The organism is Proteus sp. G2669 (genome assembly GCF_009915245.1).
Taxonomy (GTDB): Bacteria; Pseudomonadota; Gammaproteobacteria; order Enterobacterales; family Enterobacteriaceae; genus Proteus.
Genome location: NZ_JAABLX010000017.1, coordinates 1 through 15,603 on the forward strand (window position 1 = coordinate 1; position 15,603 = coordinate 15,603).

General features: G+C 38.5%; 11 protein-coding genes and 1 pseudogene. 2 read left to right on the forward strand and 10 right to left on the reverse strand.

Annotated features, from left to right (window positions below; all coding sequences use genetic code 11):
* The 6 genes and pseudogenes from GWI68_RS20220 to GWI68_RS03710 all read right to left on the reverse strand — a co-directional run.
* Window positions 1-686, reverse strand: a pseudogene (locus GWI68_RS20220) (IS3 family transposase); the annotation flags it as partial.
* 106 nt (window positions 687-792) lie between these two features.
* On the reverse strand, window positions 793-1,185 hold the full coding sequence (locus tag GWI68_RS03690; RefSeq protein ID WP_075671385.1) for a DoxX family protein: 393 nt from the start codon (window positions 1,183-1,185) through the stop codon (window positions 793-795).
* Window positions 1,186-1,369: 184 nt separating this feature from the next.
* Window positions 1,370-1,675, reverse strand: a complete 306-nt coding sequence (locus tag GWI68_RS03695; RefSeq protein ID WP_243733291.1) for a YqjK-like family protein — start codon at window positions 1,673-1,675, stop codon at window positions 1,370-1,372.
* Entirely contained in the window at window positions 1,656-2,066 is a 411-nt protein-coding gene (locus tag GWI68_RS03700) for a phage holin family protein (protein WP_109410240.1), read from the reverse strand. The genes GWI68_RS03695 and GWI68_RS03700 overlap by 20 nt, the downstream gene beginning before the upstream one ends.
* Window positions 2,067-2,072: 6 nt before the next feature.
* Window positions 2,073-2,378, reverse strand: a complete 306-nt coding sequence (locus GWI68_RS03705) for a YqjD family protein (protein WP_072071048.1) — start codon at window positions 2,376-2,378, stop codon at window positions 2,073-2,075.
* Between the two features lie 244 nt (window positions 2,379-2,622).
* Window positions 2,623-3,279 (reverse strand): DedA family protein, encoded by a 657-nt coding sequence (locus tag GWI68_RS03710; RefSeq protein ID WP_166539422.1) that lies wholly within the window; start codon window positions 3,277-3,279, stop codon window positions 2,623-2,625.
* Window positions 3,280-4,016: 737 nt separating this feature from the next.
* Between GWI68_RS03710 and sstT the strand changes: the two genes are divergently transcribed.
* Window positions 4,017-5,270, forward strand: coding sequence for a serine/threonine transporter SstT (gene sstT / locus GWI68_RS03715; protein WP_166539423.1), 1,254 nt, complete (start codon window positions 4,017-4,019; stop codon window positions 5,268-5,270).
* 110 nt (window positions 5,271-5,380) lie between these two features.
* On the opposite strand, the gene GWI68_RS03720 is transcribed toward sstT, so the two are convergent.
* Entirely contained in the window at window positions 5,381-7,399 is a 2,019-nt protein-coding gene (locus GWI68_RS03720; protein WP_166539424.1) for an NADPH-dependent 2,4-dienoyl-CoA reductase, read from the reverse strand.
* Between the two features lie 269 nt (window positions 7,400-7,668).
* On the opposite strand from GWI68_RS03720, the gene GWI68_RS03725 reads away from it, so the two are divergent.
* A complete protein-coding gene (locus tag GWI68_RS03725) occupies window positions 7,669-8,085 on the forward strand; it encodes a DoxX family protein (RefSeq protein WP_075671373.1) in 417 nt (138 codons plus the stop codon).
* Window positions 8,086-8,236: 151 nt separating this feature from the next.
* Here the strand turns inward: GWI68_RS03725 and GWI68_RS03730 are convergent, their stop codons facing one another.
* From GWI68_RS03730 to GWI68_RS03740, 3 genes are all read right to left on the reverse strand, one after another.
* Complete coding sequence (locus GWI68_RS03730; protein WP_166539425.1) at window positions 8,237-11,035, reverse strand: insulinase family protein; 2,799 nt, start codon at window positions 11,033-11,035, stop codon at window positions 8,237-8,239.
* Window positions 11,025-12,734: an ABC transporter ATP-binding protein/permease gene (locus GWI68_RS03735; protein WP_166539426.1), complete on the reverse strand. Its 1,710-nt coding sequence runs from the start codon at window positions 12,732-12,734 to the stop codon at window positions 11,025-11,027. Before GWI68_RS03735 ends, GWI68_RS03730 begins: the two co-directional genes overlap by 11 nt.
* A gap of 63 nt (window positions 12,735-12,797) precedes the next feature.
* On the reverse strand, window positions 12,798-15,545 hold the full coding sequence (locus GWI68_RS03740; protein WP_166539427.1) for a TonB-dependent receptor: 2,748 nt from the start codon (window positions 15,543-15,545) through the stop codon (window positions 12,798-12,800).
* Window positions 15,546-15,603: the final 58 nt, after the last annotated feature.

Genomic DNA, 15,603 nt, shown 5'->3' on the forward strand with positions numbered 1-15,603 from the left:
AAAACGATGATGGCTTAAGGTTGTTCGATGATAAGCCCGTTTATTAGGCACCAGTAACTGATGTTCTTTCAATAAAGAAAATAGCCGATCACGACCAATAACCATCTGTTTTTGCTTTAAAATAAAATGTAATTTACGCCCACCCAGTCGAGGTTGTAAGACTCGTTCAGATTTAACAACATCAATAATGGCCGAATCTGCTTTCTTTCGTTCCTCAGTTCTATCCAGCCTCTTGTAATAAGCCTGTCGGCTGATCTGCATAAAACGGCAAGCAATTGTTACGGTGAGGTTTTTAACCGTTTTTTCTTTAATAACTCGGCTTTGCGCTTTTTTGACAAACGAACTCCAAAGTCTCTATCCATGACTTTAACCACAGCTTCGAAAAAATCGGATTTAAGCCGAGCTTCTTCAAGTTCCTTTTCAAGGATCTTAATGCGTTGTTCCGGCGTTTGTTGTTTAGAAGATTGGGTCATAGCTGAACCTCTATAAAAAGTATCAGGGGTACCGTTTGACCAATCTAACCTACCATGCTTACGAAGCCAAACTAAAACAGTAGAGCATCCTTGTATACCATAGTGATCTTGAGCTTGTTTATAGGTTAATTCGCCTTTTTCAACTTGGTCAACAAGCTGTAATTTAAAAGCGAGAGAATAATCGCGTTGAGTTCGTTTAGTGATTGGTTTCATTACATTCTCCAATTTCAGATTGGAAAAGTGTTAACCTTATTTAGGACGGGTCATTCATAGCAAAAAAAGATCCCCAAGAGGATCTTTTTTATTTCTAAATTCGTTATTACCAGTTTTTATTGAAAATACGATCTAAGCTCCATTTACCTGGGCCAGTCACAACCAGTAATAAATATCCGCCTGCAATGGTCATGTTTTTCATAAACATTAATTGGTTCATGCCTTCAGCAAAATTACTGTGGAACAGTAATGCGGTTAAAAGAGTAAAGACCGCGGTAAAGATTGCTGTGGTGCGAGTTAAGAAACCAAATAAGATGGCTAATCCACCGCCTAATTCTAATAAAATAGTTAGTGGTAATAAGAAACCAGGAACGCCCATTGCTTGCATATATTGCTGTGTACCTTCGTAACCACCAATTTTTCCGTAGCCTGCGCTGATAAATAAAATCGGCATTAAAATACGGGCAATTAATAACGCAATGTCTTCAAATTTTTTCATGATATTTATTCCTAATTAAACTCTATTATCTGCAATGTATATCTGTTTATATTTGTATTTTCGCTGGTTAATTTTCTATTTTTAGAATTAATAACCACGGCTACGGTGTGAGATATACAATAATGGGAAATTGAAAAAGAGGATATTAAGAAGAATTAACATTCTTGGACAAAAAAATTGATGTTTAATCTGAGGTTTTTTTGAAGGACTTCTGTATTGCCCGAATTAAGCCAAATGCACCGATAGCACGTTGTCCTAACCGTATGATTTTTTTAGGGTGTTTAATACTGTAAAGAGAGATAAAACTCGCACCGACTAAAAATGCAGGTTTTAAAGAGACTAAAATTCGCCACGCTTTATCATAAGGTTCTGTCACATCAAGCCAAGTTTGTGTACTTTGCCCCAAATCAGAGCGCTGTTGCTGAATTTTATTCAACAACAGCTTTTTACGTCTTGAAAGAACACTCTGCTTATTTTGTTTGTTCATCATGATATTGCTCCAAAAGACGTTTATCTAGTTCCAGCTGTTGGCGAGTATCACCTAATAAGGTGGAATTTCGTGCTTTTTTTAATGTCATGATGGCGCCAATAAGGGCGCAGAAAAGCAAAATCGCGGTTGTAACCGCTAAAGCATAAATTCGGTATTCTGGGGGGATAACCCAAAATAACAATATAAGCAGGCTCATTAGGCCAAAAGCGGTGAGTAACAGTGTGACACCAGCCATTAAAATAAGCTGGATCAGGGTGGTTTTTTCTTCTTCCAGTTCAATGGCAATTAATTGTAGGCGAGTTTCAACCATGCCTATAACGATAGCACCAATTCTACTGAGAGAATTCAGAACCCCAGATGCGGGGCCCTGTGGTCTTTGAGTATCACTCATTATAAATTAGCGTTTTGCAAGTAGAACGCCAAGAACAACACCAACAGCAGCACCGATACCAACACCTGTCCATGGATTTTCACGAACATAGTTATCTGCTTTTCCTGCCATTTCTTTGGTGTTATCGACAATTTCTCGACCTGCATCACTGAGTTTTGCACGAGAACCTTTTATTGCCGATTCTGCTTTTGCACGCAGGCTTTGGATTTCTTCTTTGGATTTATCTGCAGAGGAGTTCAGCACTTCTTCTAGAGTATCAGCAAGAGATTTCAATTCACTACGCAGATCTTCATTTGAACGTTGTTGAGACATAATTAACTCCTTTAATAGAGATAGAATGTAGTACCTATAACAATAGACTAATTTTACCGCTTAATGAAATTAAATAACGACCTATTGGTAAAAAAAAGAGATAAATCTTAATTGAATGGCGGGATTAAAGGAGCTTAGAAGCGTGTATCCTAAAAAAAAGACCTGCTCAATAAGATGAAACAGGCCTCTATTATTTTTTGCTGTGTAATTACTGTCGGAATATCTTGATAATATTTAATTCGTATTAAGCTTTTCTTTTCTTTTTAATAACCACCCAGATGCTACCAATTAAACCGATTACTAATAGGCAAACAGGTAATAGCATAAGAATATTCATTAAATGGTGTTCATACTGACGAAAAAGTGGACTATTACCTAATAAATAACCCAATGTGGTCAGTATACCAACCCATAAAAGACCGCTTAGCCAATTAAAAATTTGAAAGCGAGTATTATTTAACCCAGCAAGGCCGGCAATTGTTGGTAACAATGTTCTAACGAACGCTAAAAAGCGACCAATAAGTAATGCGGCTAAGCCATGGCGATGAAAAAGCCCATGTGCGCGCTGGTGATAGTGTTCTGGTAGATGCGACAGCCAACTACGCACTAATTTGGTATTACCAAGCCATCGTCCTTGAAGATAGCCTAGCCAACAGCCTAGACTCGCACCTGCGGTTAAAATAAGTAAGGTCAATGGAAAGTCCATTGTATCTTTAGCAATTAACACACCCACTAAAATTAATAAGCTATCTCCTGGTAAGAAAGCCGCGGGTAATACTCCGTTTTCTAGGAATAGTATGGTGAATAATAAAATGTAGATAATCCATATTAATGAAGGATTAGCTAAGGTTTCGTAATCTTGATGCCATAGCGCCAAGAAGAGCTCTCTTACGATTTCCATATAAAAGGCTTCCTAAAACTGAGTCATTTGGGGGTAAATATAAATTCAATAAGTGTTGTAATCCATTTACCCGTTTTCCACTTCATAGGGTCTATTTTTCATCGTTTAAAACAGCAACACTCTAACAAAATCAGGAAAAACTAGACAGAAAATTTTTCAACTCTATTACGACATAACTTACCCATAGATATGTGATCTTGAAAAATAGACATCTAATCTCTTTTTGAGTTCAGAGTAGGGGATTTTTTAAAAGAAAACCTTAAGATAATGGATAATAAAAAGCGGCGTTTCGTATTTTATTTAGATGATAAAAGATAAATTTTTAATATTAATTGAGAGAAAATAAAACCTTATCTTGTTTATATTGTTCGTCTTTTTTCTGTTTGTTATTTATTCAAAATAAAGGTGATCAGAGCGGATAATTGTTAGTGATAATGTTAATAAAAAAGACTATCAGTTGATTAAAAAAAACAAAAAGAAGAGAAATAAAATAAAAAGTAAGTAAGATAACTAAGTATAACCTACTGATAATAATAATTTCTTTCATTTCACGTTGGTATACTAAAAAGAACAAAATCCTATTATGATCACAGTTATGTTATTTTATTGTTAACAAAAACGGTTAATGCTGTATATTTTGCATAATCAGCTTTTCAGCGCGATTCAATTCCTTATACTGGCATTGCAAACACTCAATAATGCCTTTTTTAAATATTATTTTAAGTAATGGAATAACTATGGATAAACAACAATCCAGAGTCTTCAGCCTGTTCTTTAAGGGAAGCCTCGTCAAACAAATACTCGTTGGTTTAGTCGCAGGGATCTTACTTGCTTGGTTAGCACCAGAAGCTGCCAAGATGATGAGCTTACTCGGTACCCTGTTTATTAGTGCACTGAAAGCTGTAGCACCTATCTTAGTATGGGTACTGGTTATGGCTTCGATTGCTAATCACCGTCAAGGGCAAAAATCGAATATTCGCCCAGTATTAATTTTATATCTGTTAGCAACGTTCTTTGCTGCGTTAACCGCAGTTGTTGCAAGCTTTATGTTCCCATCCGTTTTAACGCTGGTTGTTAATGAATCACAACTGTCACCACCTGAAAATATTGCTGAAGTGCTTAAAGGCGTATTAATTAATGTGGTAGCAAACCCTGTTGATGCACTTATCAATGGTAACTATATGGGTATTCTAGCGTGGTCTATCGGGCTGGGCTTGGCATTACGCCACGCAAAAGATACCACTAAAGCCTTAACGCAAGATTTAGCTGACGCAGTAACAAACTTGGTACGTGTTGTTATTCGTTTAGCCCCTATCGGTATTTTTGGTTTAGTGTCGTCAACTATCGCAACAACTGGCTTTGAAGTTTTAGCGGGTTATTTACAGGTTCTGATTGTACTGATTGGCTGTATGCTGTTTGTTGCTTTAGTCGTGAATCCACTGATTGTATTTTGGAAAATCCGCAGTAACCCATATCCATTAGTATGGGCATGTTTGCGTGAAAGTGGTGTAACAGCCTTCTTTACACGTAGCTCAGCAGCAAACATCCCTGTGAATATGGCAATGTGTCGTCGTATGAATTTAGATGAAGACACTTATTCTGTTTCAATTCCATTAGGTGCAACCATCAATATGGGTGGTGCAGCAATTACTATCACGATTTTGACATTAGCGGCAGTAAATACACTGGGTATGCCTGTTGATGTGCCAACCGCACTATTACTAAGCCTTGTTGCTGCAGTTTGTGCATGTGGTGCATCTGGTGTTGCTGGGGGATCTCTACTGTTAATTCCACTAGCTTGTAGCATGTTTGGTATTAGTAATGATATCGCTATGCAAGTGGTTGCCGTGGGTGTGATGATTGGTGTGTTACAAGATTCAGCTGAAACCGCACTGAATTCATCAACAGATGTTCTCTTTACCGCAACAGTCTGTATCGCAGAAGATAATCGTATTTCAGATAATCCATTAACTGAAAAAAATAATGGGTAAAAAGGGTAAGTAGTAAGACAGGAAGAGTTGTAAAAATAATAATCAATAATAAAAAATAGAACCCCACATTTTTATGTGGGGTTTCTTTTTGCTCAAGCACCGAAAAAGAATTAAATATTGAGAGCTAATTCTGTTCCTTGTCTAATAGCACGTTTTGCATCTAATGCGCTGGCATCTTTAGCACCGCCGATAAGATGGACTTTTGTATGGCTATTTTCTAAAGAAGTAAGCAAAGGATGATAAGCGCGTTGCCCTGTACATAATATAATGTTATCAGCCACAAGAAGTTGTTGTTTTCCATCTTGTTCAATAACAAGACCTTCTGGCGTAATTTTTTGATAATGGCAATGTGTTAAGAATTTAACGCCTTTTTTCTCTAATGTTAGTCGATGTATCCAACCAGTTGTTTTACCTAAATTCAATCCTATCTTTCCGGCTTTACGTTGAGTCATAACAATTTGTTTATTATCATCTTTTAAGTGATTTTCAGGTTTTATACCGCCACGATATGAAAGCGTTGGATCAATGCCCCATTCTTTGTTAAAAGCACAGGGGCTTAGGCTACTGCATTGCCCTTTTTGCGTAAGATAAAGACCGGTATCAAAGCCAATACCTCCGCTACCAATAATCACTACGTTTTTACCTACAGGTTGATGGTGCTTTAAAACATCCAAATAAGTTTTAACAATCGTATTATCTCGGCCTTCTATATCAGGAAGGTGCGGTGTTACACCACTGGCCAAAACAATCTCATCAAAGTGTTTAAGATGATGAGGAGTGGCTTCAGTATTATTTTTAACAATCACACCAGTGAGTTCTAACTGCCGTTTAAAGTAACGCAAGGTTTCCTTAAATTCCTCTTTTCCGGGAATTTGGCTAGCAATATTCAACTGCCCACCAATAACATCTTCTTTTTCAAAGAGTGTTACATGGTGACCACGTTTAGCCGCTGTTATAGCAAAAGATAATCCCGCAGGCCCCGCGCCAACAACTGCGAGTTTTTTAGGTTGTTGGGTTGGAATAACCAGAAGTTCGGTTTCTCGACAAGCCAAAGGATTGACTAAGCAAGATGCTGTTTGCCCTGAAAATATTTCATCAAGACACGCTTGATTGCAAGCAATACAGGTATTGATTTCATCTTCACGTCCTAGTTGTGCTTTTAGAACGAACTCAGGATCTGCAAGAAAAGGGCGTGCCATTGAAACCATGTCGGCACAGCCTTCTGCTAAAATAGCTTCTGCAGTTTGTGGTGTGTTAATGCGGTTTGATGTAATAAGAGGAATATTTACTTTGCCCATTAATTCGCGTGTTACATTTGCAAATTGGCCTCTTGGCACCATCGTCGCTATCGTTGGAATTCGAGCTTCATGCCAGCCAATCCCTGTATTGATCATTGTGGCACCCGCTTTTTCAACTGCTTTGGCAAGATAAACAACCTCTGATGCATCTGAACCATTTTTAATTAAATCCAGCATAGAAAGGCGATAAATAATAATAAATTGCTCACCAACGGCTTTTTTTATACCTTTAAGAATACGTAAAGCGAAGCGACAACGATTTTCAATGTTACCACCCCATTGATCGTCTCGCTGATTCGTATGTCTGACTAAAAACTGATTAATTAAATAGCCTTCAGATCCCATTATCTCAACGCCATCATAGCCCGCTTTTTGGGCTAATTGAGCACAGTGAATGTAGTCATTGATAGTTTGTTCGATTTGTTCATGACTCATTTCTGTTGGCATAAAAGGGGTTATTGGCGATTGAATAGCAGAAGGAGCAACTAAGTTAGGCTGGTAACTATAACGACCTGTATGCAAGATCTGTAAAGCAATTTTACCACCTTGCTGATGAACGGCATCAGTAACCAATTGATGCGGTGCAAGCTGGGAGTCAGACATTAATGTTGCGGCGTGCGGCAATAATACACCTTGCTTATTAGGTGATATCCCGCCTGTGACAATAAGTGCAACGCCTGCAGCGGCTCTTTGTGCATAAAATTGTGCAAGCTTTGGGGCATCTTTAGGATCTTCTTCAAGACCAGTATGCATAGAGCCCATTAATATTCGGTTTTTTAGTACAGTAAACCCTAAATCAAGGGGAGAAAATAGATGAGAATAATGTGCCATCAGATACCCTTTTTAGACTGGTCAGATGAGATATCTATAGCATAACGAGAAGTGAGTGATTAAGAGTTCATTATGTTAACAAGTTGTGATCTTAATCATGGAAAAGGTGAATAGCACGTTATAAAGCAATAATAATCTAAGTGATTACTTAATGAGAACAAATAGTGATAATAAAAATCACACTCATTCATAATATTTCATCATATAATGTAGTGTACCTATTAATATGTATTAAAAACACACATCACTATTTTGAATTTGGAGACGTTATGATTAATAAATTTAATCAACTTGTTGACTGTTCTGATTTAGGTAAACTTGTATTACGTGTTTCTCTTGGGGTTTTAATGTTATTACATGGGCTTCATAAGATGGAACCAGGTGGATTAGCTGGTATTCAAGGAATGTTAGCTAATTTTAATCTACCTGCTTTTATTGCCTATGGTACGGTGATTGGGGAAGTTGTCGCGCCTATCTTATTGATTATCGGTCTATTTACTCGTGCGTCAGCACTTGTTTTAGCAGGTACAATGTTTGTTGCTGTCTTAATGGTTCACTCTGGTGATTTATTTGCATTAAACCCTAAAACAGGGGGATGGGCACCAGAAAGTGCAGGTTTCTATCTATTCGCTGCGATTGCTGTGATGTTTTTAGGTAGTGGTCGTTTTGCAGTTAAAAAAGATTAATAAATTTAATAGTCAATAAATTTGAATTTAATTGCTGTAACTTGATTAAAATTGATGAACAAACGCCCAGATCTCACGCTATATGCACACTCGATCTGGGCGTTTTACTTTAAGCAACTTTATGGCTTATCGGTTTAAACCTAAGTCATGTTTATTTTTGAGTTGCTGGCGTTAACTTAAAGACCTTTTCATTTTCACCTAACCATTGGCGAGCTACTTGGTTTATATCGTTAACACTTAATGTTTTTATAATGGCAGGATCAGTGAGTAAGCGCTGATACTGTTGGTCATCAGTTGCAACTTGAGCAAGCGCCTCTGTCCAATAACTTGCACTGTCATTTACCTGTGAATTTTCAGTTAGCCAGATATTTTTAGCCTCTTGTAACTCTTTCTCTGTAATACCTGACTGCTTAACTTCATTCACGACTTTACGAGCAAGGGCGATTAATTCATCTGCACGCTCAGGTGATGCCGTAAAGTTTAAACGACCGGTATAGTAGCTTGTAGGCACTTTCGTTAACATTTCAGAGAACCCAAGTGAATAAATTCCGCCTGCTCTTTCACGTAGGTTGAGTCTTAAACGTTGGCTGATCACTGTATCCAGTAAATTTAGCGCAAGTACTTGTTGTTGTGACCATTGAGCTGGCGCTGCATATTGAATGCTAATCATACTCTTATCACTGCTTGCGATAGGGTATGTTTTGCTAAATGAAGTCAGTTTTGGATTAATGGCAGGATCTGCCCAGAATAGACGCTGTTCAGAGCGTGTCGGGAGACTTGCAACCCAGCGTTCAATCAAAGGTTTTACCTGATTAACATTGACAGGACCACTGATAACTAATGTCATATCAGCCGGTTGTCCTAAGATCATTTGGTTTGTTTGCTGTAATTGTTGAGCAGTAAACTGTTTCCAAGCACCTTGCGGAGAAACCACTAAGCGTTCGCCATTTTGATAGCTTTCTTTATTGATATTATCCAAGAAAGTACGTTCAACAGGTGTTTTTGAAATACCTAATGCCATGGCTTGTTTTTGTTGCTCTAATTTCTCACCGTTAAACTGTGGAGAGGTAATTTTTAGATGCATTAAGGTTAGTAAGGTTTCTAGTTCATCAATTGGTGCTTCGCCACGGAAACCATGGAATAACAGTTCACTATAAGGGCGCAAACTAATTTGGTGTTGTTTGGTAAATAACGCTAATTCACGCGCATTATAATTACCATATCCGCTTACTTCTGGTAATTTCAACGCCCATTGAACCATGCCTAAGCTTTGATTTGTTTCAAGTGATGAACCACCAGGAATACGCAGTGAAACTTGAATATTATCTTTGAGATAACTGTCATTTTTCACAATCACTTTTACGTTATTGCTCAGAGTCCACTGTTGCGTTTTTTCAATAGGGAGTGATTGCGTTGAAACAATTGAACCAGTGAGTTCAGGTTTAATATCTAATACAACGGCTTGTGTTTTTAGGGTAAATGCGCCTGGATTTGACTGTCTAATTTCTTGCCAACGTTGCGTTGCTTTAGTTGCATTAAATAAATTAGCATCATTATCAGGACCAATCACAGCAACGCGTGGTGATGACTGTTTTAGATATTGAGAAAAATAAGCTGACAATGTTTCAGGGGTCACTTTATTGATTAATTGATAGCTTAAATTTAGTGCCTGTTTTTTAGTTTGAATTGGCATATCCAATTCAATGGCTGTTGTGATTTGGTTGGCTAAATAATCGTGCTCGTAACGCTCTTCACCCGCAGCTTGTTGGCTTAGGCGTTTTAGCATTGCGTTACGGGCATTATCTAGCTCTTCTTGAGTCACTGGAACAGAAGCTAGGCGTTGAACTTCTGTAAATAAGATATCTAATGCACCTTGATAATCATTTCCTTTAGGGTGCGCAATCATCAATTGTTGTGAACGACGAGAGTCTAGCATTGCGCCTTGTGCATTAGCGCTAATAGAAGCCATTAAGCCATTATCAACGATAGTTGAGAAACGTTGATTTAAAATTGATAGCCATAATGAATCCATTAAATCTTCATATTGGCCTTGTCGACTGTTTAAAGGTGCTGGCAAAGTACGTTGCAAGGTGAACTGTAAAATACGTGAACCTTGTTCTTTATCGAAAATTGTTTTAACCAGTAGATCTTTATGGTCGATAAAATTGTGCCAAGAAGGATCATCAATTCCTTTGTTTTCGCTATTTTTAGCGTTAAACAGTTGTTTGATATCGGCAATGGCATCACCTTGATTAAAGTTACCAACCAGTACTAATGCCATTCTTTCTGGTTGATACCAAGTATCGTAATAGCGTTTTGCATCTTTCACGTCACCATGCTTAACGATTTCTAAATCGCCAATAGGATCACGATCAAGATAACGGCTACCGTAATAACGTAATTCTTCTAATTGGCGGTTAATACGAAAACCGATACCTTGGCGTAAACGCCACTCTTCAACAATAACAGGACGCTCTTTATCAAACTCGATAGGGTCAAATGTCATTTCAAATGCCCAGTCAGATAAGATCTTTAATCCCGTTTTAATTTGGATCGGGTTTGCATTCGGCAATGACAGTTTATAAGTCGTCGCATTTAAACTTGTCGCGGCATTAACATGACTACCTAATTTCATGCCAAGGCTTTCGAGTTGTTTAAAGCCTGTTGTACCCGGAAAATGGGTTGTACCTTTAAATGCCATATGTTCAGTAAAGTGTGAAAAACCAAGCTGTTTTTCATCTTCTTGAACCGAACCACTTTTTACCAAAAGACGCATTTCAACACCTGTTTGTGGGCGTTGCAGTAAGTAGACGTCTAAACCATTATCTAGGGTAAAATGGCGGACATCAGGACGCAGTAATAGCGTACTTTTGTCATTTTGATTAGGAGTGCTTGTCGCACACCCTAAAAGTGAAAGACTGACTGAAACAATCAGTAATTTACGATACATATTCGGTAACTCCAGCAGGTTGAGAGGAGGACACGGTAGGGGCTTTGAGTGAAATCACATTATCTGCAATCACATGTGTAAAGCGCTGGTGGCTGACCAAGGCAATACCTGCGGTTGGCAGATGTTGTTTTAGTAGCTGCAACATGTTTAATGCATTTTGCTCATCAAGTGCAGAGGTGGTTTCATCTAATAAAATAAGCTCAGGTTTATTGAGTAATAAACGGGCAAAAATAAGGCGTTGTTGCTCACCACCTGATAGGCGTGTTGTCCAATCAGTTTCTAGTAAAAGTTGATTTTTTATTTTGCCTAATCCCACTAAATGAAGTGCTTCTTCATACTCTTTAGCGGAGAATTGATTAGGCTGACAAGGATAAGCGAGCAAACTGTCTAAACGTGCAAAAGGCAGATACATACGCTGTGGGATCCAACACACATTTGGTGAACGTTGAATTTCCCCTTTGAAATAAGGCCAATGCCCACTTAATGCTCTAAGTAGTGTTGATTTGCCTAAGCCAGAGCAACCTTCAATAACGGTTAACTCACCTGCTTTTACAGAGAAGTTAATATCTTGAATTAATAGGCTGTCATCTTGCATAAACAGAGAAAGATTGGCCTTCAATTTAGTCTGTTTATCATTTAAATCTGCAACTTCTGGCTCATGATCATGCTCTAAGAGTACCACGAAGTTATAAAGACGAGTCACTGTTGCTTGCCATGCAGCAATCTCTTTATAAGAGAAAATAAACCAGCTTAATGCACCAGCAACACTAGAGAAGGCTTGTCTTAATTGCATTAATCCCCCTAGCATTAATTCGCCAGCAAGGAATTTAGGTAAGGCAAAAATAATCGGTGCCATTGCAGTGGCTTGTTGATAGCCGACAGTGAAGAATGCAAGGTTTCTTTCGTAGCGGATAAGATTGTTCCAGTTACGAATAACCCCTAAAAAACGACCCATTAATTCATTGCGATCACTGATTTCGCCACGTTGACCTGCAATCGCATCGCCATGTTGTTTTCGGGTGATGAGCGCAGTACGGTAATCAGCTTCTTTGCGTTGCTTATCCATATTAATCTTACGCAAGGGTGAGCCAATAAACTGCGTAATGGTGATCCCGATAATGGTATAGATAATACAAGCCCAGAACATATACCCTGGAATTGTCCACTCGCTCCCCCCTAATGTGAAAGAGATAGCGCCAGACAGTGACCAAAGAATGGTAGCAAAAGAGATAAGAGTGAGTAACGAGTGCAAAAATGTCACAGTTAAACGCATTGTTGATTCGATCAGTAAACGAATATCTTCTGCAATACGCTGATCCGGGTTATCAGGCTCTTGAGAAGTCAGTCTTAACATGTAGTGTTTACTGTTTTTTGATAACCAGCGATCGAGCACTTGTTCAGTCATGCCTTCACGCCAGCGAATAACCATTTTTTGGCGTAAGAAATCGCCCATTACTACGACTGTAATTAATCCTGCAATAATAATGACAAATTGTTGAAGTAGCTTGTAGAGAGCTTGTCCATCAAGTTGTTGTAATGCGTTATAGAAACTACCATTCCATTCATTCATTTTGACGTTAAACCAAACGGATGACAGGGTTAAGGTCAAAGAGACAATCAATAGAAACCAGCAGTAAAGGGCGGCACGCCGCCCCCAAAAAGGTGAAACTAAATAGAAAAATTGTTTTATTGTTTTCATTGCTTATTGGTCATGTTTTTATTGTGTATCGACTTGGTTGCTCACATTAACTTCGTCAATTTATTAATAGTCGTAGCTGACTTGTAACCAGAACTGACGACCTGGTTCATACGATTTGTAATCTTTATCTTGATAAGTGAAGTAGTCAGTTACATTTTTAGTGTTAAGGACGTTATTCACTTCAACAGAGATACCTACGCCATAAGCAAATTCAGGTTTCCAACCCAATTTGGTATCCCAAGAAAAACGACTGCTGTAATTACGTTTTTTGTATTCGAATAATGGGCCATATTCACTTGGTCTTGGGGATCCATTATTGGCTTTCTCCGCTTGTGAACGAGCGCCATTCCATTGAAGACGGTTATACCAAGTCAAATCCAAATCATCCCAAACACTGGTGAGTTCAGCGGTAACTTTTAATGGTGAGTTAAAGTTGCCTGAAGGTAAGTCTTTGGCATTGATGATTTTTCCGTCATACCATACTTTGTCGTAGTTCATCCCTTGTGTACTTGGATCAAAGTTGGCATAACCAGAGTCTTTAGGCGTATTTGTTTTACTTTTTTGCCAGCTAATAGAGGCATTAAAAACATGATCAGCTTGCGCTAATTCCCAAGGCTGACTGTTTTTCACAGAAAGTGTTAAGGTGTCGTGAGTACTGCGTCCATTATTATTAAAATGGCGAATTCTTATTTTATCTTTGTCATTTGGATATTTTGTATCACTACGAACTTCATCACGACCTTCACGATGAACGTATTGTAAACGCCAAGTGGTTGATGCAATTTCTTGTTGCAAGCCTAGTGTTAGCTCATCGTTATAAGGTGTTTTCAGTGAATCAACACCTTCAAAGTCGGTACGGTTTTCCCAATCGCTTGGATTATCGTTATCACAAGAGAAGTAGCAGTGCTGTAAGCCTGCGTTCTGTGCCCCATAAAGCGCATAAGTCAGCATTGAACGGCCATAGTAACGGTTTACGCCACCAATAATTAAGGTATTACCAGTGCCCCAAATATCATAAGTTCCGCTTAAACGTGGAGAGATATTATTTTTTTGAACAAAATCATCACGATCCAAACGAATACCTGGGCGCAGTGTTAAGCGCTTATATTGAATATTATCATCAACATAAATTGCGTAGTTGGTATATGAAGCATCATGTGTACCGGCTAAGAAACGGGTTGTTTGTTGTAATGAACCCATCCACTCATCGCCCCATGTAGAGCCAGTATAGGTGTGGTTGTAATAGGTTTTGTCTCGAACATAAGAGCCTTTAGTACGGCTAATTTCAAACCCTGTTGTTGGCTGGTGGCTAACTGAGCCCCATTCAATTGGGTTAAATCGCATGATACTTTTGGCATTGTAGGTTTCTTGTTTGCTTTTCAAATCGCCTTGACCACCACTGCTTATCTGCTGTGGGTTTTGCCAATCGGTATAGTCTTTTATGGTGACGAAGTAGTCTTGATCATTAGAACGCTTGTCTTCAAGGTTTTGATAACCCGCAGTTAATTCTAATGAACCAAGATCAAGTTGATGCTTATAGAGTGCAGTAAAACTTAAACCATTATGCTCATTATCATAGCCTGAGTTATAGACTGAACCTGAGAATAAATAGCTTTTGTATCGTGCGATATTTGTTGATAAATCAAAGGTTTGTTTTTCTGAAATATCCCACGAATATTTAATAAAATAGTTATCGGAAGTACGAGTTTGGTCACGATAGTGTGGCGTTTGTTCAACTTGTTCTAACTGGCCATCTGGCGTAAGGATAATTCCACCCTCTGCACTAATCATCATCGGAATGGTTGATTCACGACGTGATGCAGAGAAAATTAGCCCCGTATTGTCAGTTAGACTCGTTTCAAACCAACCACCAAAGTTTTGTTTATCATATTTTTTCTGGAAACGAGCAGGGTTACTAAAATCATTATTAGCTGTATCAAAATTCAGCTTTGGATCAGTAAAAATATTGTTCCAGCTTGAGCGCGTTGTGCGGTAATAGGCATTGGCATGAGTTTCGCCTGACCAGCGACGGCTTTGTACTTCGACAGTCCCGCCAGTAAAACCACCAAACTCAACAGGAATGTTGTTATCATAAACCGCGACGCTATCAATTAAGCGACTATCAAGATACATACCTTGCTCATCACTACTAATACGAGTGTTGGTTTCTCCATTACCTGAGTTTGCTGGGTCAAAGTCATTATTAAAGCTGACACCATCAAGCTTATAAGAGTTTTGATAACTGCTAGAGCCATGAATAGAAATACGTGAAGGTTTAATTTCACCCTGATTCATTGATGTGCTGTCATTATTGGAAAATTGAACAGCAGGGTTACTTTTCAGTAAGTCAGTTACGTTTCCATCACCAGTATTACGCTGTTTTATCTCTTCTGCAGTGATATATTGTGGCGCGGAAATGACATCGGTAGCTGGGTGATAACTGCTACCGACACCCGTGACTTTGACTTCAGGAATGACAATCGCGTTAGTCGTGGCGAGAGGACGAATAACAAATCCACTTCCTTGTGGAATAATTTCTAAACCACTACCAATTAAGACTTTTTGTAATGCAGTTTGTGTTTCAAATTGACCTGAAAGTGCTGGAGCACGCAGGTTTTTAACTGAATTTGCATCAAATAAAATTTGTACTTGCCCTTGTTTTGCAATGGCACTCAATGAATCAGCCAAAGACTGTTCTGGTAAAGCCACAGAAACGGTAGATGCATAAGCACAAGGTGCAGCAATAGTGGTACTTATTAGCAACGCTAGCAGAGACCTCTTAAGGGTCCCTTTTTTGTTATTCATTTTCATTTCACCAATCCCATTCACTAACTTAATAATTGTTGTTACTAGGGAAGAGGGTGAAATG